This window comes from Roseibium suaedae, from assembly GCF_900142725.1.
Taxonomy (GTDB): Bacteria; Pseudomonadota; Alphaproteobacteria; order Rhizobiales; family Stappiaceae; genus Roseibium; species Roseibium suaedae.
Map to the genome: position 1 here is coordinate 704042 of NZ_FRBW01000002.1, position 22981 is coordinate 727022.

General features: G+C 59.7%; 18 protein-coding genes. 4 read left to right on the plus strand and 14 right to left on the minus strand.

What is annotated here, in order from left to right:
* Window positions 1–172 precede the first annotated feature (172 nt).
* Window positions 173–385, plus strand: coding sequence for a hypothetical protein (locus BUA94_RS10325; protein WP_139251081.1), 213 nt, complete (start codon window positions 173–175; stop codon window positions 383–385).
* 108 nt (window positions 386–493) lie between these two features.
* Here BUA94_RS10325 and BUA94_RS10330 read toward each other — a convergent pair whose 3' ends face one another.
* The 3 genes from BUA94_RS10330 to BUA94_RS10340 all read right to left on the minus strand — a co-directional run bounded on the left by BUA94_RS10330 (window position 494) and on the right by BUA94_RS10340 (window position 3524).
* Window positions 494–1384: a 50S ribosomal protein L11 methyltransferase gene (locus BUA94_RS10330; protein ID WP_073012654.1), complete on the minus strand. Its 891-nt coding sequence runs from the start codon at window positions 1382–1384 to the stop codon at window positions 494–496.
* A 71-nt stretch (window positions 1385–1455) separates the two neighbouring features.
* The gene (locus tag BUA94_RS10335) at window positions 1456–2808 is read right to left on the minus strand and encodes an ATP-binding protein (RefSeq protein WP_073012657.1); all 1353 of its coding nucleotides are present in this window, start codon (window positions 2806–2808) and stop codon (window positions 1456–1458) included.
* The gene (locus BUA94_RS10340; RefSeq protein WP_073013812.1) at window positions 2805–3524 is read right to left on the minus strand and encodes a response regulator; all 720 of its coding nucleotides are present in this window, start codon (window positions 3522–3524) and stop codon (window positions 2805–2807) included. The genes BUA94_RS10335 and BUA94_RS10340 overlap by 4 nt, the downstream gene beginning before the upstream one ends.
* Window positions 3525–3709: 185 nt before the next feature.
* On the opposite strand from BUA94_RS10340, the gene BUA94_RS10345 reads away from it, so the two are divergent.
* Window positions 3710–4210 carry a hypothetical protein gene (locus BUA94_RS10345; RefSeq protein ID WP_073013813.1) on the plus strand — a complete coding sequence of 167 codons (501 nt, stop codon included), beginning with the start codon at window positions 3710–3712 and terminating at the stop codon, window positions 4208–4210.
* Between the two features lie 86 nt (window positions 4211–4296).
* Here BUA94_RS10345 and BUA94_RS10350 read toward each other — a convergent pair whose 3' ends face one another.
* The 4 genes from BUA94_RS10350 to BUA94_RS10365 form a co-directional block, all read right to left on the minus strand.
* Entirely contained in the window at window positions 4297–5862 is a 1566-nt protein-coding gene (locus BUA94_RS10350) for a cryptochrome/photolyase family protein (RefSeq protein ID WP_073012660.1), read from the minus strand.
* A gap of 71 nt (window positions 5863–5933) precedes the next feature.
* Window positions 5934–8438: an ATP-dependent helicase gene (locus tag BUA94_RS10355; protein ID WP_073012663.1), complete on the minus strand. Its 2505-nt coding sequence runs from the start codon at window positions 8436–8438 to the stop codon at window positions 5934–5936.
* A 186-nt stretch (window positions 8439–8624) separates the two neighbouring features.
* The gene (locus BUA94_RS10360; RefSeq protein ID WP_073012666.1) at window positions 8625–8891 is read right to left on the minus strand and encodes a GIY-YIG nuclease family protein; all 267 of its coding nucleotides are present in this window, start codon (window positions 8889–8891) and stop codon (window positions 8625–8627) included.
* A 192-nt stretch (window positions 8892–9083) separates the two neighbouring features.
* Window positions 9084–10949, minus strand: coding sequence for a flavin monoamine oxidase family protein (locus BUA94_RS10365; RefSeq protein ID WP_235860529.1), 1866 nt, complete (start codon window positions 10947–10949; stop codon window positions 9084–9086).
* Between the two features lie 579 nt (window positions 10950–11528).
* Between BUA94_RS10365 and BUA94_RS10370 the strand changes: the two genes are divergently transcribed.
* On the plus strand, window positions 11529–12182 hold the full coding sequence (locus BUA94_RS10370; protein ID WP_073012673.1) for a type II toxin-antitoxin system death-on-curing family toxin: 654 nt from the start codon (window positions 11529–11531) through the stop codon (window positions 12180–12182).
* A 79-nt stretch (window positions 12183–12261) separates the two neighbouring features.
* On the opposite strand, the gene ligA is transcribed toward BUA94_RS10370, so the two are convergent.
* Window positions 12262–14415, minus strand: a complete 2154-nt coding sequence (gene ligA, locus BUA94_RS10375) for an NAD-dependent DNA ligase LigA (RefSeq protein ID WP_073013814.1) — start codon at window positions 14413–14415, stop codon at window positions 12262–12264.
* A gap of 165 nt (window positions 14416–14580) precedes the next feature.
* Between ligA and BUA94_RS10380 the strand changes: the two genes are divergently transcribed.
* Window positions 14581–14766, plus strand: a complete 186-nt coding sequence (locus BUA94_RS10380; RefSeq protein ID WP_073012676.1) for a hypothetical protein — start codon at window positions 14581–14583, stop codon at window positions 14764–14766.
* Window positions 14767–14929: 163 nt separating this feature from the next.
* On the opposite strand, the gene recN is transcribed toward BUA94_RS10380, so the two are convergent.
* From recN to BUA94_RS10410, 6 genes are all read right to left on the minus strand, one after another.
* Window positions 14930–16600 (minus strand): DNA repair protein RecN, encoded by a 1671-nt coding sequence (recN, locus tag BUA94_RS10385; RefSeq protein ID WP_073012679.1) that lies wholly within the window; start codon window positions 16598–16600, stop codon window positions 14930–14932.
* A 23-nt stretch (window positions 16601–16623) separates the two neighbouring features.
* Window positions 16624–17481, minus strand: a complete 858-nt coding sequence (locus BUA94_RS10390; RefSeq protein WP_073012682.1) for an outer membrane protein assembly factor BamD — start codon at window positions 17479–17481, stop codon at window positions 16624–16626.
* 227 nt (window positions 17482–17708) lie between these two features.
* Window positions 17709–18650 carry a UDP-3-O-acyl-N-acetylglucosamine deacetylase gene (gene lpxC, locus BUA94_RS10395; RefSeq protein ID WP_073012685.1) on the minus strand — a complete coding sequence of 314 codons (942 nt, stop codon included), beginning with the start codon at window positions 18648–18650 and terminating at the stop codon, window positions 17709–17711.
* 244 nt (window positions 18651–18894) lie between these two features.
* On the minus strand, window positions 18895–20691 hold the full coding sequence (gene ftsZ / locus BUA94_RS10400; RefSeq protein WP_073013815.1) for a cell division protein FtsZ: 1797 nt from the start codon (window positions 20689–20691) through the stop codon (window positions 18895–18897).
* A 100-nt stretch (window positions 20692–20791) separates the two neighbouring features.
* Window positions 20792–22114 carry a cell division protein FtsA gene (gene ftsA / locus BUA94_RS10405; RefSeq protein WP_073012688.1) on the minus strand — a complete coding sequence of 441 codons (1323 nt, stop codon included), beginning with the start codon at window positions 22112–22114 and terminating at the stop codon, window positions 20792–20794.
* Window positions 22111–22977 carry a cell division protein FtsQ/DivIB gene (locus BUA94_RS10410; protein ID WP_235860572.1) on the minus strand — a complete coding sequence of 289 codons (867 nt, stop codon included), beginning with the start codon at window positions 22975–22977 and terminating at the stop codon, window positions 22111–22113. Before BUA94_RS10410 ends, ftsA begins: the two co-directional genes overlap by 4 nt.
* Window positions 22978–22981 lie beyond the last annotated feature (4 nt).

Consider the following 22981-nt stretch of genomic DNA (forward strand, 5'->3'; position numbering starts at 1 on the left):
TCAAGACGATCCCGCAACGCACCATGGAATTCGCACATGCAAAATCTGCAGGCCTGTCATGCAAGATGCGCTCTACCTGAATAGCTCGATTGCCTCCATATTGAACTCAGTCAAGAAACAGGCACCGCTCCTCCCAAGCAGGCCGCCCCATCACCGAACATGGAGAATGACCATGGCTACTGCAACCGCATCCTTTGGCGTGACCAACCGCGCTTCCGGCAGCTTCGTGCGCCGCGCTCTGAGCCGTATGGTTGAAGCCCGCGAAAAGCAGGCTCGCCGCTATGTAAACGGCTACCTTCTGTCCCTCGACGACGCGACCCTGGCCGCTCACGGCTTCAACCGCGCCGAGCTGGAACGCGAAGGTTCTGCAGGCATGATCCTCTAAGGATCGGCCCACACCGCCCAATTAAAGAAGCGCGAAGGGTACGCCCTCCGCGCTCTTTTTTTGTCTTCTCGATGCCCTCAAGATCAGTTTGAAAGCGTTAGACGCCTATCAGGCGTCCTGCTGCCCCCGTGTCAGGGTCAGGGTCAGCCAGCCGTTCTTTTCGCCGCGCTTCACGAGATGGAAGCCCTGCGCGCGATATGCAAACAGAATGCGCGGGCCGTCTTCCACCCGCAGGCCCGACAGGACCAGGGTTGAAACCGGGGTCATCTGGGCCGCAATGCTCTTGGCCATTTTCATCAGAGGCCGTGCCAGAATATTCGCCACGACCAGATCGAACGGGCCGAACTCGCCAAAGCGGCGGTCATCCATGCCATTGGCCGTGAATGTACTGACCAGCGGGCCAACCCCATTGAGCCTGGCATTTTCGGCAGCCGTCTGCGTTGCGACCGGATCAATATCCGTCGCCAGCACGAACTGGCGGGTCAGACGGGCAACGGCAATTGCCAGCACGCCCGTGCCCGTTCCAAGATCCAGAACCCGGTGAAACTGGCGGCGGGTCATCAAGCGGCTGATTTCCTCAAGACACCCTGCGGTCGTGCCATGGTGGCCCGTACCGAAAGCCAGCGCTGCCTCGATCTCAAGGCCAAGGCAGCCTGCAGGAACCTTGCCACGATCATGGGCACCATGAACCACGAAACGGCCGGCACGGACAGGCGCGAGGCCCTCCAGGCTCTTGGCCACCCAGTTCTGGTCCGGCAGGATTTCAGCGTGAACCGGAGCGGCAAAGCCGTCTGAGCCGACACGGTCCCTGACAAGGTCAGCGGCTTCGTCCGGCTCGAGGTCGAACACCAGCACTTCCGCCGTCCACGTCTTGCCATCGGCGGAGGATTCAAAAATCGTGACCGGAAAGCCATCATCTTCGAAGGCACGCTCGAGCACGTCGGCGATGCGCTTGGCTTCCAGTTCTGCGGCGGGGATACGGACTCGGACGGTCTGCATAAGGTCCTCTGGATTTGATCTGGCGTCCGTATACCTGCGGCGAGGGAAAACAGCCAGACCAAAGGCCAGATTTATGCCTGTGGCAGTTCGATGCGAACCGTCAGCCCGCCACCCTTTGTGTCATTGAGGTAAAGGTTGCCATCATGAGCCTCGACAATGGCACAGGCTGTCGCCAGCCCCAGGCCGAAGCCGAAACTGGAATCCGAGCCAAGCATGCGGGCTTCATCCCCACGCTCGAAAGGCATCAGCATTCTTTCCCGGTCTTTGATCGGAATGCCCGGACCATGATCCTCGACCTCGATGATAACCCGATCGTCAGCGTAACAACTGATCAGCCGAATCCGGTCATCATAGCGACGGGCATTGTCGATGAGATTGGTCATTGCGCGGGTCAATTCACTGAACCGGCCGAGTACAGACAATCCAACCTCGCAATCCAGCGCAAGTTCTGCCCCGACATCCTCATATTGATCGCGAATGCCCTGCAGGAAGCTGGCAACGTCGATCTTGACGTCCGGTTCCCCGGTGCGGCCTTCACTCAGATAGGTCAGTGCCCCGCCAAGCTGACCTTCCATGATGGAAAGATCAGCCAGATTGCGCTGCTTGATATCCCCGTCCGGCATCAGTTCCGTGCGCAGGCGCAAGCGCGTCAGCGGAGTTCTCAGGTCATGACTGATGGCTGCCAGCATCCGGGTCCGGCGCTCAACCAGATCCTGGATCCGGTTCTGCATCCTGTTGAAGGCATGGGCCGCCTTGCGCACTTCCAGAGGACCATGCGCCGCGATTGGAACAGCCCGCATAGAGGTCTTGCCAAAGTTCCCGACACCTGATGCCAGCTGAGACAGAGGTTGAACCAGCATCCGGGTTCCCCAGATCAGCAGCATGACCAAGCTGAGAACGAGGAAGAAGATCAGCTGCAACAGTGGGTTACCCCAGATCGGCGGCTCCTTGCGCGGTGGCATTCGGGCAAAGACCTGCTGACCGTCAGCCAGTTCAAACACCAGGTTTGCCCGCTCCTCGCCCGCCTCATCAATCTCGGTCGGCCCAAGGCCCAGAGACTTCAGACCACTCCCGAAGTCAGCCACCCGGAAAGGCATCCAGAAGGGAACACGAGACCTGTCCCCTTCACGAGAGGGCGGGTCATAGCTACCGGAAGGCATCAGGCGCAGATGAAGATTCGGATTCCGGCGAGTGAAATCAGCGACGAGCGTCTCACGGCGCCCCGCATCTGCTTCGTTCATTTGCGCGACGAGCACGGCGGCCTTCATCGCGTATGCGAAGGCATCCTCCCCCGGAGGGCCTGGCTGTAAAATCCGGAAAGCAGCATAAAAGAGCATGACCAGCATCCCGAGGGACGTCAGCATGACAAGCAGCAACTGCGCTGCAATACTTTCCGGCCAGAGCCGGGAGATCAGTCTCGTCAACTGGTTGTCACCTCTGCGATGAACTCGTAACCGCCGGACCGGACTGTCCGGATAAACTGATAGGGCGCGCCGCCCGCTTCCATCTTGCTGCGCACGCGGCTGATGAGAATATCGATGTTCCGGCCGCCGGAAGCAGCGCCATTGGACCCATGAGTCAGATCAGTGAGCTGGTCACGGCCAAGCACACGGCCATGGCGTTCGCACAGAACCTGAAGCAGATCGAATTCTGCGGGCGTCAGACTGATCACAGAGCCACTCGGATTGGTCAACTGGCGCAATGTGCAATCCATCATCCAGCCTTCGAAGGACAACTTGCGGCCTGTGACGGCCGGAGTATTTGCCCCCATGTCGACCCGGCGGAACATGGCACGGATACGCGCAGTCAGTTCACGCGGATTGAAGGGCTTCGGCAAATAGTCATCCGCCCCGACTTCCAGGCCAACCACCCGGTCGAAATCATCCGCCTTGGCCGATACGATGATGATCGGCAACGTGCTGGTTGCTCGCACACGGCGGCAAATGCTCAGCCCGTCTTCACCCGGCAGCATGAGATCCAGCACCATGAGATCAATCCGGGCACCGGACAGGATCCGGTCCATCTCGGACGCATCTTTGGCGAGGGAAACTTTCCAGCCGTTGGAGGTCAGGTGACGCTCGATAAGAGCGCCGATTTCAGGGTCGTCTTCAACGACAAGAATATGTTCGGTACGCATCATGCCGCCAATATGCAGCAATCATTTTCCTTTGCATCATCTTTTTTGCACCAAATTGTTTCTATTTGTTTCCAAAACACATTTTAGAAATGCAAAGAAAATATACAGAAACAAGTCGTTAACAGGTTATTAACCGGAAGTAACAGAGTGTCTTAATTGCGGGAATTACTTTGGGAAAGGATTGGATCATGACATCCATCAGCACGGCGCTACCGCCACCGCCTCCTCAGAAATCCATACAGAGCAAACTGAGCGAACAGGTCAGCGCCGGTGAAATTACCTCCGACGACATGGACGCCATGCTGTCTGCCCTGGACGCCATTCATGACGACATGGCACCCGAGGCAACTGGCTCGAGCGAACCTCCCAGCAAGGAGGAAATGCAGTCGAAGCTGGAAAGCCTTTTGTCCGAACAGGTTGAAGAAGGCACCCTCACTCAGGACCAGGCCGACGAATTGTCCGCCATGTTTGAAAGCGGAGAAATGGGCCCACCGCCCCCGCCGCCAGGCGAAGGCCCGATGGGACCTCCTCCGTCCGGAGACATGAGCGCGTCTTCCGAAGACGATGAAAGCGAAGATCTCGTCCAGAAGCTTCTGGCGCAGCTTTCCAGTTCCCAGACCTCCGGCTATTCGGCCAGCGGCTCCACCACATCGACCTCCAGTTCGCTTCTGGTCGATTACACAGCTTGATTCGACCGACCCTTTTCGGTCGGCAGCAGCTCCAGACCGGCAGCCCTCCGCTGCCGGTCTTTTTGCATTTCACCATCAGGAATGTGTCAGCCTTTCCAGGCACCTGGAAGGCTCGACAAGAAGTCGCCAGCGCTCTTTAGATAGTCAATCCGCTTGTCTTCGCTCATCCGGTCCCAGCTGCTATAGATGGTTCTCAGCCGGTGATTGTCCTTGAGCTTTGGCCTGTTGCGATAGAGAAAGTCCCAGTAAAGCGCATTGAACGGACAGGCGCCCTCCCCTGTCTTCTTCTTCACATCATGAGAACAGCCGGAGCAATAGTCCGACATCTTGTCGATGTAATTGCCGCTGGCCGCATAGGGCTTTGACCCCAGGAATCCGCCATCCGCGTGAAGGCTCATTCCCAGGGTGTTGGGCAGCTCCACCCATTCATAGGCATCCGCGTAAACGCTCAAGTACCATTCGTGCACCTGAACCGGGTCCGCACCAATCAGCAGCGCGAAGTTGCCGGTGACCATAAGCCGCTGAATGTGATGGGCATAGGCCTCTTCATGGGTCTGGCCAATCACGGCCTTCAGACAGGCCATATCGGTTTCGCCGGTCCAGTAGAAATCGGGCAGGGCTCTCGTCGCACCGAAGAAGTTTTCCTCCCGGTACTCGGGCATCTTGAGCCAGTAAATGCCTCGCACATACTCGCGCCAGCCCAGAATCTGCCGGATGAAACCTTCAGCCGAGTTCAGTGGCACATCACCGGATCGCCAGGCTTTCTCCACGCGGACGCAAATATCCCAAGCGTCAAGCAAGCCGACATTCAGATACATTGAGATCAGAGAGTGAAAAAGGAACCGCTCCTCCCGCAGCATTGCATCCTGGTAAGTCCCGAAATCTGCCAGACCATGCTCCAGGAAACTCTCGAAGACCGCCTCCGCCCCTTCCCGCGTGACCGCGAACCAGAAGGGCTCCAGAGCACCGAAATGATGCGCGAACCGCCCCCCGACAAGATCCAGCACGTCTTTGGTGATGGCGTCCGGCGGGCTTCGCATCACTTCTGGACAGACAAGACCGGCCGGCGCCGAATTCCGGTTGTCCTTGTCGAAATTCCATTGGCCGCCTGCCGGATTTCCCTCATCCATCAGGAAGCCGGTTTTCTGCCGCATGTGGCGGTAGAAATCCTCCATCAGGAAGCGCTTGCGGCCATCTGCCCACTTTCTGAAATCGGCAAGCGTACAGAGAAAGCGGGTGTCCGGCAGCAGATCGACCTGAACCTCCAGCTCGCTCTGCCAACTGCGCATGTCATCAAGAAGCCGAAACTCTCCGGGCTCGGTTATCCTGACAGCTTCCGCCCTCGCCCCTTTCAAGGTGCGGGCCACGGCCTCCTTGAGCGAAGCGCAGGATGTCTCATCGTCGAGCCGGATATAATGAACCCGCCAGCCGCTCTCGCGCAGCTCCTGCGCAAAATGGCGCATGGCAGAAAAGACGAAGGCGATCTTCTTCTTGTGGTGACCTACATAGGTCGCCTCTTCCGCAACCTCAGCCATCAGAACGAGGTCCCGCTCTGGGTCTGCGTCCTTGAAGATATCCAGTCCAGGGCTCAGCTGATCGCCGAGCACAAGAAGCAGATTCCGGAAATCTTTCGGAGGGTCGTCCGGGTGCATGACCTGTCCCTTGAAGCGTTTTTCTGCTTACGCCTCAAAGCCCGGACAGGTTCACTCCCAGCTGCCTGACATCAATGTTTCTCAACGAAACTGTCGATGACCTTTTTCTGCCCGGTTTTCTCGAAGTCGATGGTCAGCTTGTTGCCTTCAATGGCAACAATCGCCCCATAGCCGAACTTGATGTGGAACACCCGCTCCCCGAGCGAATAGGCCGACGGCATGTCGCTGACGGACTTGGCCACCAGCTCGCCCTCGATGGTCATCGGCCCCTGACGGCGCGTTCCGGCAGAGCGGAAGTCACTGCTGCGGCCAGTGATGGCCTCTTGAGCGGCCTTTGCCTTCTGGGCCCGCTGCCAGCCCGGCGTGGAATAGCTGCTGTTCTGGAACGGCTCGCTGCGGTCGAACCGGGAGGCCCCATAACCGCCCCGGCCATATCCGCCGCCGCCGTATCCGCCATAGTTCGACGCCTGCTCGACGATCTCGACGTGTTCGATCGGCAGCTCATCCAGAAACCGCGAGGGAATCGTGGATTGCCAGGTGCCGTGAATACGCCGGTTGGAGGCAAACCAGATCTTGGCGCGCTTCTTGGCGCGGGTTACCCCGACATAGGCAAGCCGCCGCTCTTCCTCGAGACCGGCGCGGCCGCTCTCGTCCAGCGCCCGTTGATGGGGAAACAGCCCTTCTTCCCAGCCCGGCAGGAAGACCGTGTCGAACTCCAGTCCCTTTGCCGAATGCAGCGTCATGATCGACACCGCATCATTGGTATCGTTGCTGTCCCGGTCCATCACCAGAGAGACGTGCTCCAGGAACCCGGCCATGGATTCGAACTGGTCCATGGAACGGATCAGTTCCTTGAGGTTGTCCAGACGGCCCGGCGCTTCCGCAGACCGGTCCTTGCGCCACATCTCGGTATAGCCGCTCTCATCCAGGATGATCTCGGCCATTTCCGTGTGCTTGGTGTGTTCCAGATCCCGGCGCCAGCGCTCGAAATGATCCAGAACACCCTTGAGCGCACTTCTCGCCTTGGGCTTCAGCTCTTCCGTCTGGCACAGCTGGTTGGCGGCCTGAATGAGCGGAATACGCTCGGCCCTAGCCAGCTCATGCACCAGCTTCAAGGTCGCATCGCCCAGACCCCGCTTGGGCGTGTTGACGATCCGCTCAAAGGCGAGATCATCAGCCGGCTGCACCACGCAGCGGAAATAGGCCATGGCATCGCGGATTTCCATGCGCTCATAAAAGCGCGGACCGCCTATGACCCGGTAGTTCAGGCCCAGTGTCACGAACCGGTCTTCGAACTCGCGCATCTGGAACGACGCGCGAACCAGAATGGCAATGTCATTGAGCTTGTGGCCGTGGCGCTGCAGGGCCTCAATTTCATCGCCGATGGAGCGGGCCTCTTCCTCCGAATCCCAGCAGGAGGCGACGGCCACCTTCTCGTCTTCCGGATCTTCGAAGTCGGTAAAGAGGGTTTTGCCCAGCCGTCCCTCGTTGTGAGAGATCAGATGAGAGGCAGAAGCCAGAATATGGCTGGTCGAGCGGTAGTTACGCTCAAGACGAATGACGACAGCACCACGGAAATCGTGCTCGAAGCGCAGGATGTTATCGACCTCAGCACCACGCCAGCCATAGATCGACTGGTCGTCATCGCCCACGCAGCAGACATTCGGATTGCCCTGCGCCAGAAGCCGCAGCCACAGATACTGGGCAATGTTGGTGTCCTGATACTCATCCACCAGCATGAAGCGGAACTTGCGCTGATAGTCCTTCAGGACATCCGGATTGGTCTTGAACAGGGTGATCACATGCAAAAGCAGGTCACCGAAGTCGCAAGCATTCAGCACCGACAGACGGTCCTGGTACTCTTCATATAGCTTGCGGCCCATGCCACCGGCAAAGGCCCGGGTTTCGCCCTCCGAGATTTCCTTGGGCGTCAGCGCCCGGTTCTTCCAGCCATCCAGCAGGGCGGCAAAGGCCTTCGGCGTCCAGCGCTTGTCATCGAGACCTTCCGCCTGAATGATCTGCTTGATCAGGCGCAACTGGTCGTCCGTGTCCAGAATGGAGAAGCTGGATTTCAGGCCCACCAGCTCCGCATGACGGCGCAGGATCTTCACGCAAATGGAGTGGAACGTGCCGAGCCAGGCCATGCCTTCCACATTGCCGCCGATGAAATGCGCGATGCGCTCCTTCATCTCGCGCGCAGCCTTGTTGGTGAAGGTCACCGCCAGGATCTGGGACGGATAGGCAGACCCCGTCGCCAGAATATGCGCGATACGGGTGGTCAGAACGCGGGTCTTGCCTGTTCCCGCCCCAGCCAGCACCAGCACCGGCCCTTCGATGGTTTCCACCGCCAGCCGCTGTTCCGGGTTCAGGCCTTCCAGATAATCGGGCGCATTGGACCGGCGGGCAGCCATCGCCCGCGCAGCAATGCCTCCACCCGCGGAAGGGGCCGGCGCCGGCTCAATCCCCCGTGCAGGGCCCGGCTGACGGGGTGACCGGTCGCCCGGAAATCCGTCATCGTCAAAGCCATCCACAAAGGTGTCGCCAATATCGTCGTGATACCCGTTCGGGTCAGCCATGGTCCCTGCCGTGCGATTCTCGAGAATTCAAACAGGAACAATATAGCAACAAAAGCGGCCGATGCGAGGCGGACCGGGCAGATTTTGCGGGGACAAGGAGAGAGACGGCAGCCAGAACTTCTTTTCGCACAGCACCTCGCCAAAGACTGATCACCCTAGACCTTGATCGAACACCCCACTCAGGGGCTACTGGATCCCGGTCTTGGCGCTCTCGCGCCAAACCGGGATGACGTGGTGAGGTTTTTCGGGTTTAGAAAAGTGCTTTTGAAGATCGGTCCAGTTGGGATTGTTTTCCTCGATCAGCCGGACTTTCCAGGCCCGTCTCCATCGCTTTATCTGCTTTTCCCGGCGGATTGCCTGTTCAGGGCCTGTGTGCACTTCGAAGAACACCAGGGAATGAATATCATATTTTGCGGTGAAGACGCTTCCTGTCCCGGACTGATGCTCAAACATCTGCCTCGGCAGATCATTCGTAACCCCACTTAGAGCGTGCCACCTATTTGGTTGGCGAGAATATAGACGTAGTAGCCACTTTCCGATCGCATCTCTCCTAGCCGCCACGCTCTTTGCCGTCATCCCGGTTTGCCGCCAAGCGGCAAGACCGGGATCCAGTAACCATCAACCTCTTTGAAGCGATGACGACACTCAAGACCTGCTCATATGGCAAGCCTTGTCTGCGTAGCCCTGGTTGCCCGGATCGAGCATCAGGGCGATGGCGGAGATGGCGCAATAGGCGGAGGCGACAGAGCCCTCCTGCCAGCCGGGCCAGTAGCTCCAGGTGTCGCCCGCGCAGAAGAAGGGCACCTTGTCGGAGAAGGTGGTGATCTGCTCATAGACGGCAGGATTGGTGGTCGCCGTGTCCGAGGCCCAACCTCCGACCTGATTGGGCATGTATTGCCAGGCAATGGTCAGGCCGCGGTCGACGTAGATATCTCCCTCGTGGCCTGGATGAAGAAGACCAAGACCATTGATCCCGTCGGAAATACGGGTCTGCTGATCGCGTGCGGCAAATTCCACTGCGCCGCCACCCCGGTTATAGGCGCCGGTCAGAACGCCAGTATGTGCGGTGAAGTCCTCGGAAGGGTACCAGATCTGGCTGATAATATCGTCGGTCCAGGAGATGCCACCGTAGATCTCGTCATCGGTTTCCCAGAACCGGTTCTTGCCCTGCCAGCCGACCTTGATGGCCGGGGTCCACAGATCCGGCGTCGGGTCCGTCTTGCCCTGAGGAGCAAACTGGTTCCACTCTCCGGTGACGCTGAAAGCCTCGAGACCCGCCAGGAACTCCGCCGGCATATTCTCCCGGTCCAGGATGCCATTGAGCAGGGACGGCGCCATGGTGGAGACGCAGAAGTCGAAGGGTACGGCTGAGCCAGACCAGGAGGCACTTTGATTGCCGCCTTCCAGTTCCACGGTCACTCCACCTTCATTGGCAACAATCCGAGTCACATGGGTGTTGAGATAAACCAGATCTCCCACCCGCGTACCGCGAGATCCCACGGGCAGATGCTCGAACATTGGCGACGTGTCCTGCACATTCTGCAGAAGCAGCTGCTGCCAGATCCGGTCCATGCCGCCAACCGGCTGCATCAAGGCTGGCTGCCAGTCGAGATTATAGCTGTTGAACAGGAAGGAACCCGGCGACAGTTCCGGATTCTCCTCCGGATTGCCGATGAAGCCGGAATCGAAGATCGACTGCAGCGGCACCCTTTCGCGCACTGTCCCCGCATCGCGCCATCCGCCTGGAAAATGGGTGAAGCCGACACGGGTCGACGCATCATTCATCACCAGATTGCACGGATCGCCTGCATCCTTGCGCGCAAGATCCCCGAAGAGCTGCGAGAGTTCCGCGATCTGGATAGCCGTATTGCCCTTCAGCTTGCAGGCCTCAAGGTTCACCTTGGCGATCATTTCGGCCATCTCGGCAAAGAGGCTGTAGGTCACCTGCCCCATGGAAATGGGCTGACCGCTGTTGAACTTGCCGCTCTGCATCACGTTGGACATGGACTGGAAAAAATAGGGCTCCAGCGCAACACCGATTTCCTGACACAGGGCGATCAGATTGAAATGGTTAGACGGGATCCGGCCGGGTCCGGCATTCAGGAACAGCTCGACCGGATTGCCCTCGTAGCCCTTGTCCTTCCAGACATCATCCATGAAGGTACAGACCTGCTCGTCCGGCGAGGGACTTTCGGGCCGCTCCTGATAGCGGTCGGCATACATTTCGGGGAAGAGCCGGTCCGGATTGTATTTGGCGAACCACCAGTCCTTGTAGCGGTCATCGGACGGCCGAGCCGTCAGGCTGCGCCCGCCGAACCTGTTGTCTGCCTCGAAGACCGCAACCTTGAAGCCGGCATTGGCCAGCACATACGCCGTCGTCAGGCCTGCAACGCCAGCGCCCAGAATGGCGACTGTCTTGCCTTTTCCAAAATCAGGCGGCAGGTCCGGCCGGGTCGTCTGATAGCCAGCGCGGGCAGGCTTCAGTCCCGTAAGAAGTGAGGGGGCCGCCAAGCCTCCCGAAAAAGCGGCAACCCCGCGAAGAAAAAGTCTACGTGATATAGGTCTTTTCATCCCAACCTCCCCTAGCGTTTGCTCTGGAACTCAAAATAAAAATGCAGGCCACGAGAGAGTAATCCTTCTCCAAACCCGATTACAACTCCTGATTATCTCCATTCAATTTTTACAATCAATCATGAAAAGCCTCAGGAAACCCGAGCCGCAGCAAGCAGTCCTGACGGCCTCGCCCCCACCCGGCCAGATGCGTGGCCTCACGCCTCGTTGAGACTGAGCGTAAATAAAACTCTCCGAAAATCCCAAACTTCCGAGTATTCACCCAAGGATTTCAGAAAAACACCGGAATTCAAAGATAAATTAAGTACAGAAAAATTGAGCCAGCAAAACAAACAACCAATGATAAGCCGACCTTTGGGTAATGCCGTCAGACCCTAAAAAACACTTCAATGTCAATCTATTAACTCTGAGGCAGACTACTGGAAAATACGAACTTCTCCAGCGTCATCCAGGCAGGTATCTAGTTGAAAAAATGAGAACACCGCAAACGCGGATCACTGAGCACTCAAAGGATCAGGCATGCCTGGCAAGTCGTCCAAGAAACTGATTTTTGCCCCGAAACCAAATCAGCAGCGCATCAATACCATTCTCCTGGCGAGAAACACGCTCTCTGCCTTTCCCACCATCACAGCCGCAATTGGCCAAGGAAACGCCGTGCCTGCCGAACGTTTCAACTGGCTTGAAGCCAAAGACCTTGTTCTCATCAACCGGGTTCATGTGGAAGCAGTCAACGGCACCTTTGGCATTCCCAACCGCAGCCGCCTGGAAGCCGCCGTGCTGCGCCCGCAGGAATGTCACTATGAAGATGGCGAAAACGACATTCTGACGCTTGCTGTGCACATGATGGTCGGCATCTGCGAACTGCGGCCTTTCTCGACCGCCAACAAGGTCACCGCCTTTTCGGCGGGCCGGACGCTTCTGGTCGCCAATGGCTATGATTTCAGCACGAAGCTGGACAGCGCCAAGACGCCCTGCGGCAAGATCGCCATGATCGACTTCCTGGAGCGCGCAGGAACCAAACCCGCTGTCGCGGGCCAGTTTGCCACCTGGCTTCGGGATTTCGTTCGGGAACGGCCATCTGTCCCGGGCTCAAAGCCGAACTTCAAGGCCGAGATGGTCTTCCCACCAGAAACACCAAAGGTCTCGACCCGGGAAGTGCTGGCAACCCTCTAATGTGAAGCCTTGCGCCCTTATTTGTGGGCGCAAGGACATGCAGTCAGGTCTGACTGCCTTCCAGCTTTCGTTCCAGAGCTCACGCCCCGACCAGATCGAACCACTGATCTTCCGTGATCACCTCGACGCCGTGCTCTTCCGCCTTTTTCAGCTTTGAGCCGGCGCCGGGACCTGCCACCACCAGATCGGTCTTCTTAGACACGGAACCCGCGACCTTGGCACCGAACCGTTCAGCCATTGCCTTCGCCTCATCCCGGGTCATGCGCTCCAGAGAGCCGGTGAAGACGACCGTCTTGCCCGCAACCGGGCTGTCTCCCGCCTCGATCTTTTCCGCGTCCTTCGGCGTGACATGCTCCAGAAGCGCAGCCAATTGCTCGCGGTTGTGTTCTTCTGCAAAGAATTCAGTGACAGCCTCGGCAACGATCGAGCCAACCCCGTCGATATCGTTCAGCTCTGCCCAGGCTTCGCTGCCGTGATCTCCAGCGGCTTCCATGGCAGACGCAAACACACCCCAGGAGCCATAGGCACGGGCGAGCAGCTTGGCATTGCCCTCCCCCACATGGCGGATGCCAAGGGCGAAGATGAAGCGGTTGAGGTCGATGATCTTCCGGGCACTGATGGCCTCGAACAGGTTCTTGGCGGAAACAGCGCCCCAGCCATCCCTGTTGCGCAGCTTGGTCAGAGCCTGACGGTCCCGTTCTTCCAGAGTGAAGATGTCTGCCGGGGATTTCACCAGTCCTTCGGCAAAGAACGCATCCACCTGCTTGTCCCCGAAACCTTCGATGTCGAAAGCGTTGCGGGAGACAAAATGCTTCAACTTTTCGGTCGCCTGGGCGGGACAGACCAGCCCGCCGGTGCAACGTCGCACCGCATCCATCCGGCCGGTCTTGGCGTTTTCTTCACGAACTGCATGGCTGCCGCAGGCAGGACAAGTGTCGGGGAAGGCAAAAGCTTCCGAACCCTCGGGACGCTTGTCCAGATCCACATCCACGATCTGTGGAATGACATCCCCTGCCCGCTGAATGCGAACCGTGTCACCAACGCGGATATCCTTGCCACCCCGGATCGGTTCCCCGTCCTGACCGATGCCCTTGATATAGTCCTCGTTGTGCAGGGTCGCATTGGAGACGACAACACCGCCAACCGTCACCGGCTCCAGCTTGGCAACCGGGGTCAGAGCACCCGTCCGGCCGACCTGGATCTCAATGTCCCGGAGTATGGTGAAAGCCTGCTCGGCCGGAAATTTATGGGCAATCGCCCAACGGGGAGATCTCGAGACAAAACCGAGCCGCTGCTGCAGGTCCAGCCGGTCGACCTTGTAGACGACCCCGTCGATGTCATAGCCGAGCGTTGCCCGCTCTTCCTCGATGCCGTGGTAAACGCTGATCAACTCGTCCACGGTCTCGCAGCGCTTCATGCGCGGATTGACCGCGAAGCCCCAGCGGCCGAAGGCCTCGACCATTCCCATCTGGGTATCGGACGGCATCTCGCTTATCTCCCCCCAGGCATAGGCAAAGAAACGCAAGGGCCGGGAGGCAGTGATGTCCGGATTGAGCTGGCGGAGCGATCCGGCCGCCGCGTTGCGCGGATTGGCGAAGGTCTTGCCGCCGTTCCCGGCCATGCGGGCGTTGAGCGCCTGAAAGTCCGCGTGGGACATGTAGACTTCGCCGCGCACCTCGACCACGTCCGGGACACCTTCAGGCAGGCTGTGCGGGATATCGGCGATGGTTCGCGCGTTCGCGGTGACATTTTCCCCCACGGAGCCATCCCCCCGGGTGGCGGCGCTCACCAGCTTGCCGCCTTCATACCGCAATGCCAGAGACAAGCCGTCGATCTTCGGCTCCGCGGTCACACCAAGCGCGCCCATCAGCGGATCGAACTTCAGGAAACGGCGCACCCGGGCAACGAAATCCCGCACATCCTCGTCGTCAAACGCATTGTCCAGCGACAGCATGGGCACCTTGTGGGTGATCTTGCCGAAGCCATCGGAAGGCTCCACGCCGACGCGGGCCGACGGGCTGTCTTCACGGACCAGTTCCGGATACCGCGCCTCAATCGCCGCATTGCGCTGGCGCAGGGCATCATACTCCGCGTCAGAGACGGTCGGCGCGTCCTGCCCATAATAGCGCTTGTCGTGACCGGCAATCTCTTCTGCAAGCCGCGCCAGTTCGGCCTGGGCCTCCTCCAGCGTCAGGTTTTCGACAGCGATTTGGGGGGCAGCGGTTTCGGTCATCAGAAGCATATCCGGGCAAGCATTCAAGCAAAACGGAACGCCTGCCAGTCTAGGCAAACATCCCTGAGCATTTTTCTTCTCTCGATAACGGAACCATTCCGGCCCCTCAAGAGTTACCCCTTCACAAACCGGCACTTAACACCGGTAAAGACAAGGAGATACATCATGGCCTATCAGGACCGTAACACCTATGTGACGACCCCGCGCAGCGGTTCCGGCGCAGGCTGGTTCATCGCAGGCATTCTTGTTGCAGCCATGATCGGTGGCGGGATCCTCTATTACAACGGCTATTTTCATCAGGAAAAGGAAGTCAGCATCGAACTGAAGGTTCCTGATGTGAAGCTGCCGTAACCCCGGCGCCTCCAAGCAGTCCCCAAACACGCGACCAAACCCGGGCTCCCTCCCCACCCGGACGCGAAACGGACTGACCACAAGGTCAGTCCGTTTTCTTTTGTTGCAGTCACCGATCTTCGCCGCATCGCAGCCAGGCAAGATGCTCACGTCTGTTTGCCCGTCAGTTTGCCGCTTCCAGCAACAGCTTTCCGGCCGCTGCCCGGGCCTCTTCCGTGATGACGCTGCCTGCGAGCATCCGCGCGATTTCCTCGCGGCGATGGCTTTCCTCGATCTGCCGGACGCGTGTCGCAACGCGGCTCGGGTCTGCTTCTTCCTTGGAAATCAGGAAATGCCCTTCGGCGCGGGCAGCCACCTGCGGCGCATGGGTGACGGTGAGCACCTGAACGGTGGCCGCAAGCCGGGCAAGGCGCACGCCGATCGCCTCGGCGACCGCACCGCCAACTCCCGTATCGATTTCATCGAAAACAAGCGTTGGCGCAGAGCCCTTGTCCGCAAGGGAGACCTTCAAGGCCAGCAGGAACCGGGACAATTCACCGCCGGACGCAACCTTCATCATTGGCCCCGGACGGGTGCCCGGGTTGGTCTGAACGTGGAATTCCAGCTGATCGATGCCGGTGCGGGCGCGGTTGTCCGCATCGCTTGCCATCTCGACAATGAAACGGGCACGCTCAAGTTTCAGCGACGGCAACTCACCTGCCACCGCCTGCTCCAGCTTGCGGGCTGCCTTTTCACGCTTGGCCGAGAGCTTCAAAGCCTTGGCGTCATAGACCTCACGCGCCTTGACGGCAGCAGCTTCAAGCGCTGCAAGCTTGTCTTCACCCGCATCCAGCTCGGCCAGATCTTCGGCCATGCGCTTGGCAAGGACAGGGAGCTCATCCACCGGTACGGAGAACTTGCGGCTGGCCGCTCTCAGAGCAAACAGGCGTTCCTCGACATTTTCCAGCTCACGCGGATCGAAATCCGTCTCGCGCAGGGCGCTTTCGAGGCCGGAACGCGCTTCTTCCAGGCTGTCGAGCGCGGAGGCCAGCGAGGCAACAGGTCCGGTCAGCATGGACAGCGCATGCTCGACCTTGCGCTCCATCCGGCGCAACAGGCTGGCAAGTTCCGGGATGGGAGAGGACGTGCCGTTCAATGTGTCGAAGGCTTCGTTGAGATCGCCAGCGATCTTTTCCACCTGCATCATGGACGCACGGCGCTCGGCCAGCGCATCCTCCTCGCCCTGCTTGGGGGCGAGGCGGGAAAGCTCCTCGACGGCGCTCTTCAGGAAATCGGCTTCCTTGCGGGCAGTCTCGATGCGGGCCAGATGATCCTTCACGGCCTTTTCGGACTGGCGCATGGCCATCCAGGCTTCGGAGACACCGGCCACATCACCGCTGAGCCCGGCGAAACTGTCCACCAGCTCCCGGTGGGATTCGGGATCGACAAGCGCCCGGTCATCATGCTGACCATGAATTTCGACGAGCAGAAGACCCGCCTGACGCATCAGACCCACACTGACCGGCTGATCATTGATGAAGGCGCGGGTTCGTCCGTCTGCGGTCTGGATCCGGCGCAAGATCACATCGCCATCGTCGGCCACATCGTTCTCACGCAGCAGACTGCGGACTGGATGATCTGCGGGGACATCAAAGACGGCAGTCACCTGCCCCTGTGCCTCACCATGACGGACGAGATCCGCATCGCCGCGCCCGCCAAGAGCCAGCGACAGCGAGTCCAGCAGGATGGATTTGCCCGCACCGGTCTCGCCGGTGAGGACACTCATGCCTGCAGAAAACTCAAGATCAAGGCGGTCAATCAGGACGATGTCGCGAATGGCCAGCGTCACCAGCATGGATTACAGAGCTCCGAACGATGTCAGAAGACTGTGATACCCTTGAATGCCTTGCTGATCCAGCTGCCAGTGTCTTCGGACGGCTCATACCCACCCTTGCTTAGCAGGGCGTAGGCATCCTTGTACCAGTTGCTGTCCGGGAAGTTGTGGCCGAGAACCGCGGCAGCGGTCTGAGCTTCGGTCACGACGCCCAGCGAATAGTAGGACTCGGTGAGGCGGAACAGCGCTTCTTCCACATGGCGGGTGGTCTGGTACTGCAGGACAACCGTCTTGAAGCGGTTGATTGCCGCGACATAGTTGCGGCGTTCCAGATAGAAACGGCCAACCTGCATTTCCTTGCCGCCGAGCTGGTCGTGGGCAATGCGCAGCTTCTTTTCCGCGTCTTCGGCATATTCCGAATCAGGGTAGCGCTGCAGCAGCTCGTTGAAGGAAGCAGCAGCCTTTTCCGTCATGCCCTGATCACGGGTGATGTCCGGCATCTGCTTGAAGTAGCTCTGACCGATGATGTAGAGCGCGTAGGCTGCATCTTCATTGCCCGGGAACAGGGTCAGGAAGCGCTGAGCAGCAGAAATGGCCTCGGTGTACTTGCCGCGGCTGTAGTTCAGATACGCCATGTTGACGAGGGACTTCTTCGCGTATTCCGAATAGGGATAAACGCGGTCCAATTCCTCGAATTTCTTGGAAGCGGCGCTCAGCTTGCCCTGGGAACGAAGGGCAAGGCCTTCATCATAAAGGGTGGCAGCCGGAACATCATTGAGAGCCAGATCGTCGTCATCCTTCGACGAGGCACAAGCACCAAGGGCAAGCGGCAAGCCCAGAAGCGCGATCCGCATCATCAGTGCGGTCCGGCCTTCGCGAAAATCCTTGCCGTTAGACTTCATAAAAATCACCCCAGGCACTCCTCACGCCGCTCGGCTCCAAATGGCCACCGGCGGATGTTCATGGCAGATGTATCGTGGCTGTTTAACGGATATGAACCGCCTTCGTCACGCCCCTCATTGGCCATCTGTCGTTTTTTTTGAGCAATTTTGTGGCGGCGGCTCGAAATTGGCTCCTGAAACGTCGAAGCCGCCCGTAGGCGGCCTCTCTGGAAAAGCTTCGGAAAACCTTAAGAAACGTCCGGACCGAAGGCGGCCATTGCCAGACCAACCTTTTCCGCATGCCCGACTTCCCGGAATGCAGGCATCTCGACGATCTCGTAAGCGCTCTTGTCGGCGAACAGCTTGATCAGAATCGCGTTGTTCATCTTGTGACCGCCCTTGTAGGAGCGGTAGAGGCCAAGGATCGGCAGACCGGCAAGCGCGAGATCGCCAACAGCATCCAGCGCCTTGTGACGAACGAACTCGTCCACCCAGCGGGTGCCTTCCGGATTGAGGACCTTGTCGTCCTTGATGGCAACGGAGTTCTCAAGGGAAGAGCCGAGCGCAAAGCCCATCTTCCAGAGCTGCTCGACGTCGCTGACGTTGCCGAACGTGCGTGCGCGGGAAAGTTCATTGCGGAACACATCCGGCGTCATGTCGGATGCAAAGCGCTGACGACCGATCAACGGAGTATCAAACTCGATGGTGATGTCGAAGTGGCTGCCTTCGTGGGGCAGAAGCTCACACCAGGAATTGCCATTGTCCACGCGAACCGGCTTCTTGACGCGCAGGTAGCGGCGGCCACGGTCAAGGCGCTTCAGGCCGACCTGGTCGATGGCTTCAACGAAGTCCGCGCTGCTGCCGTCCATGATCGGCATTTCCGGGCCATCGATCTCGACAATCAGATTGTCGACGCCGAGGCCGCGCAGGGCAGCCATGAGGTGCTCAACGGTGGACAGGCCGTTCTGGAACGGATCGCCAAGAACGGTCTGAAGAGAGGTCTGTGTCACCCGGTCCCAGAGCGCCGGCATTTCAGCGGCGGCTTCAACATCCGTGCGATGGAAGAGGATACCGGTGCCGGCATCGGCCGGAACAAGGGTGATGGAGGCGGGCTTGCCGGAGTGAACACCAATACCCGTCAGCGTGACCTGATCCGCGAGAGTGGTCTGGCGATCAATGTACTGTGTCATGCTGTTGCCTTTGGTTCTGCCCACGTCAACCGGGGACGATCGTCCCTTACGGAGGGTTAACGTTCAAATTTGAGCATGAACATACTCGGGCAGGCCCTGAAGCTGAAATAAAGCTTTATTACGGTTTGTTACGCTTCGCGCAACCGTAAGCCATTGAAGCAAATACGGAAATTTCCAGAAAAACAAAGCAGCCCGTTACGAATGTAACGGGCTGCAGAGGCAGGGAAGCAGGGTCGGTCGCGACTCAGTTGGCCTGGCGGCGCAGGAACGCCGGGATTTCCAGCTGGTCGTCGTCAGCAGCGCTCGGAGCCTTCGGCATTGCACGGCCGGTGGTGTCGAGCTGACCGGCAGCGTGAGCTGCAGGACGCTGTGCAGGACGCGGAGCAGGAGCAGCTGCCGGACGCGGTGCCTGAACCGGAGCGGCCATCCGCGGAGCGGCAGGCGCTTCGTGGTGAGCTTCGGCTTCTTCATGCTCTTCGCGGCGGCCAAGACCACTTGCGAGGCGGCGCAGCAGACCCATCGGACGGCGGTCATCTTCATGACCGTAGTCTTCGGCGTGATGCTCATGGGCCTGAACCGGCTGGGGAGCAGCGGCCTGGACCGGCTGCGGAGCCGGAGCATGGGCCTGAACAGGAGCCTGTGCCGGAGCCGTGTTTGCAGCAGCCTTTTGCAGGATTTCACGCTGAGCGATCGGCGGGAAATCTTCCACGCGCGGCATGCGCGGGGCCGGAGTGTGCGTTTCGGCAACCGGCGGAATGTACGGACGGCTGACCGGCTCGGCTTCCATCTTGGTAACCGGCGCTTCTTCCAGATCAACCAGAGAAGCCTTGTTGCTCAGCATGTCTTCATTCGGCTGAAACGGCTTGATTTCAACTTCCGGATCAGAAGCGGCTGCAATCGGACGCGGAGCCGGAGCTGCCGGGATCGACAGTTCACGTTCCAGGCTGGCAACTGCACGGGCAGATGCATCCATGGCGCGCGGAGCAGAGGCCGCAGGAGCCGGTGCCGGTGCTGCTGCCGGACGGGTCGTGATGGTCGGCTGATGCTGGGGAGCCTGCATGGCTGCCAGATCGCCTTCGCGGTCGATGCCGGTGGCCACGACGGAGACGCGGATGATGCCATCCAGGCTTTCGTCGAAGGTTGCACCGAGAATGATGTTGGCGTCTGCGTCGACTTCCTCGCGGATACGGGTCGCAGCTTCGTCAACTTCGAACAGGGTCAGGTCGTTGCCGCCCGTGATCGAGATGAGGAGGCCCTTGGCACCCTTCATGGAGGATTCGTCGAGCAGCGGGTTCGCGATCGCGGCTTCAGCGGCCTGCTGGGCGCGCTTTTCACCGGAAGCTTCACCGGTACCCATCATCGCCTTGCCCATTCCGCGCATCACAGAGCGGACGTCGGCGAAGTCGAGGTTGATGAGACCTTCCTTGACCATCAGGTCGGTGATGCAGGCAACACCGGAATAGAGAACCTGGTCAGCCATCGCAAAAGCGTCGGCGAAGGTGGTCTGTGCATTCGCGATCCGGAACAGGTTCTGGTTCGGAATGACGATCAGAGTGTCAACGTTGCGCTGAAGCTCTTCGATGCCCGAGTTGGCGATCCGCATGCGGCGGGCGCCTTCGAACTGGAACGGCTTGGTAACCACACCTACCGTCAGTATACCCTGCTCGCGGGCCGCCCGTGCAATGACAGGAGCCGCGCCGGTACCGGTGCCACCGCCCATACCGGCAGTGATGAACACCATGTGCGAACCGGACAGGTGGTCGTTGATCTCGTCGATCACTTCCTCGGCAGCTGCGCAGCCGACTTCCGGCTGAGAGCCTGCGCCAAGACCTTCCGTGACCGCGACGCCCATCTGGATCAGACGTTCGGCGTGGTTCATGGCAAGGGCCTGAGCGTCCGTGTTTGCGACAACGAAGTCGCAACCCTGGAGGCCGGCAGTGATCATGTTATTGACGGCGTTTCCGCCCGCGCCGCCGACGCCGAAGACCGTGATACGCGGCTTCAGCTCCTGAATATCGGGCATCTTCAGGTTGATGGTCATATTATCCTCGCGACCCAATGGAGCCTCCTTCTTGGAGGTCTCCGCTTCTTCCCTAACTTCCTCAGCCGTTACCGGCGGTTCCTGTCCTGCGCTCATTTCGTCAGAAACTTTCCCTGATCCACTGGCCCACCCGGGCGAGATAACCAGACTGTCGCATCCACCCCGAACGGCTGTTCCTGTGCTCGAACTGCTCGATCTGGGCGACCTGCGGATAGATCAGAAGGCCAACTGCAGCGGCAAAAGCCGGGCCCTTGGCAGCCTCCGGGAGACCGGCAACCCCTAAGGGCCTGCCGAGACGAACGTTACGCCCCAGGACCCGGCGCGCAACTTCACTCAGACCCGTAAGCTGGCTGGCTCCGCCAGTCAAAACGATCTGCTTGCCAACCCGTCCGGCGAAACCGGAGGCTGTCAGGCGATCCCTTACGAGTTCAAGGATCTCTTCCACCCGGGGACGGATGACACGCGTCAGAGCCGACCGGGGGATTTGATGGGGCAGATCACCGTCCGTTTCCAGCGGCGGGACCGTGAGCATGTCACGGTCGTCCGAGCTGCTGGCGATCGGTGATCCATGCAGGGTCTTCAGCCGTTCAGCGTCCTGAAGGCGCGTGGCGAAGGCCCGTGCGATATCTGTTGTGACGTGGTTGCCGCCGACGGCGATGGCATCGAGATGCACCATCTGGCCTTCGACAAACACGGAAAGGGTCGTTGTGCCGCCGCCCATGTCGATACAGGCGACACCGAGCTCGGTCTCGTCGTCGACCAGGGTCGAAAGACCGCTGGCAAATGGCGTGGCAACCAGGGTTTCCACATGCAGGTGGCCACGACTGATGCACAGCTCCAGGTTCCGAACCTGCGGGATTTCTGCGGTCACGACCTGCATGTCGACACTGAGCTTGTGGCCCATCATGCCGCGCGGATCCCGAATGCCGCGGTTGCCGTCCAGCGAATAGGAGATCGGCAGCGCGTGGGTCACGACCCGGCCTTCGGTGACCGAATGGGACGAGCCGGCGGACAGAACCCGCTGAATGTCGGATTCCGAAACGCTGTCACCGGTCAGCGGCACGGCAGCGGAGAAGATCTCGCTCTGCAGGCGGCCGCAGCTGACGTTGGCAACCAGAGATTCAACCGTGACACCGGCCATGCGCTCGGCGCTATCCACCGCCAGGCGGATCGCCTGCTCGGCGGCGTCCATGTCGACGATCACACCGGACTTCACACCCCGGGACCGCTGGTAGCCGTAGCCCAGCACTTCGACCGAATGGGTGCGGCCCTTGAGAACGTCACCGTCTTCGCGCGGGGTCAGCTTGGCAATCAGGCAGCAGACCTTGGTCGAGCCGATGTCGAGAACGGACATGACCACAGCGCGGCGGCCCGGAAGCGGGCGCATGCGCGGCAGATAGATGTGGGAAGAGGAACGGCTCATGTGCGGCGCTCCAACTTCACGAGTTGATCCTTGCTCGTCCCGGACTTGCGCCGTTCCAGAGCTTCATCGGACAGACGCACGACGACCCGGTCCGGGAGCCGCATGTCCACCGCCAGAATGTCACGGGCCAGAAGGCCGCTTTCATCGTCCATTTTCACCAGGTCGGCCAATGCCGCATCGACATCATGTTCGGGCAGGCGGATAGAAATGCCGTTCTCCAGCATCAGATCCCAACGGCGCTGACCAACCAGGAAGGCTGCACGTACACGCGGGCGCAGTTCCGGAACCTTGTCCAGCGCGTTGATGATTTCACCAGCACGGCGCTGCGCACCGTGGTTCACGACCAGGAGCAGATTGGCGTAACGGCCATCGACATCATCGGTGATCACGTCACCCTTTTCCGTGATGATGGAAACCGTTTCGCCGCGCTGCCACAGGGCGTAGGGAATACGTTCCTCAAGATTGATCTTGAGGGTGTTCGGATAGAGCTTCTGAACCGAAGCGTTCTTGACCCAGGCGATATGGTCGAGACGGTCGCGTGCCGCCTCGGCGTCATACAGCGCCAGCGAGGCGCCTTCCTGGATCTCGAGAGCTTCGAGGATCTGGAACTCTGCAATTTCGCGCTGGCCGGATAGCTTCACCGTCTCGATGCCGAGACCGGCGCTGGTCAGCAGCGCGTCGGACACTTCCCGGCCGTAACCGCCGAGAATGATGCCGTAGCCAATCGTCAATCCAAGGAATGCCAGGGCTGCTGCCGAGCCGGTCCACTGGGGCAGGTCGGCAAGCCGCCCCGCCGCCCGCCACACCGGCTGACGATGCAGACGGGATACGCCACGGCCACGCGGAGCCAACTGGGCTTCCACCGGC

Excerpts from the sequence above, each read along its gene's own strand:
- BUA94_RS10355 (WP_073012663.1), bottom strand. The coding sequence starts at position 8,438 with ATGGCTGACCCGAACGGGTATCACGACGATATTGGCGACACCTTTGTG.
- BUA94_RS10370 (WP_073012673.1), top strand. The coding sequence starts at position 11,529 with ATGCCTGGCAAGTCGTCCAAGAAACTGATTTTTGCCCCGAAACCAAAT.
- BUA94_RS10340 (WP_073013812.1), bottom strand. The coding sequence starts at position 3,524 with ATGATGCGTACCGAACATATTCTTGTCGTTGAAGACGACCCTGAAATC.
- BUA94_RS10390 (WP_073012682.1), bottom strand. The coding sequence starts at position 17,481 with ATGAAGTCTAACGGCAAGGATTTTCGCGAAGGCCGGACCGCACTGATG.
- BUA94_RS10380 (WP_073012676.1), top strand. The coding sequence starts at position 14,581 with ATGGCCTATCAGGACCGTAACACCTATGTGACGACCCCGCGCAGCGGT.
- ftsA (WP_073012688.1), bottom strand. The coding sequence starts at position 22,114 with ATGAGCCGTTCCTCTTCCCACATCTATCTGCCGCGCATGCGCCCGCTT.
- BUA94_RS10330 (WP_073012654.1), bottom strand. The coding sequence starts at position 1,384 with ATGCAGACCGTCCGAGTCCGTATCCCCGCCGCAGAACTGGAAGCCAAG.
- BUA94_RS10360 (WP_073012666.1), bottom strand. The coding sequence starts at position 8,891 with ATGTTTGAGCATCAGTCCGGGACAGGAAGCGTCTTCACCGCAAAATAT.
- lpxC (WP_073012685.1), bottom strand. The coding sequence starts at position 18,650 with ATGACACAGTACATTGATCGCCAGACCACTCTCGCGGATCAGGTCACG.
- BUA94_RS10350 (WP_073012660.1), bottom strand. The coding sequence starts at position 5,862 with ATGCACCCGGACGACCCTCCGAAAGATTTCCGGAATCTGCTTCTTGTG.
- ftsZ (WP_073013815.1), bottom strand. The coding sequence starts at position 20,691 with ATGACCATCAACCTGAAGATGCCCGATATTCAGGAGCTGAAGCCGCGT.
- ligA (WP_073013814.1), bottom strand. The coding sequence starts at position 14,415 with ATGACCGAAACCGCTGCCCCCCAAATCGCTGTCGAAAACCTGACGCTG.
- recN (WP_073012679.1), bottom strand. The coding sequence starts at position 16,600 with ATGCTGGTGACGCTGGCCATTCGCGACATCGTCCTGATTGACCGCCTT.
- BUA94_RS10345 (WP_073013813.1), top strand. The coding sequence starts at position 3,710 with ATGACATCCATCAGCACGGCGCTACCGCCACCGCCTCCTCAGAAATCC.
- BUA94_RS10325 (WP_139251081.1), top strand. The coding sequence starts at position 173 with ATGGCTACTGCAACCGCATCCTTTGGCGTGACCAACCGCGCTTCCGGC.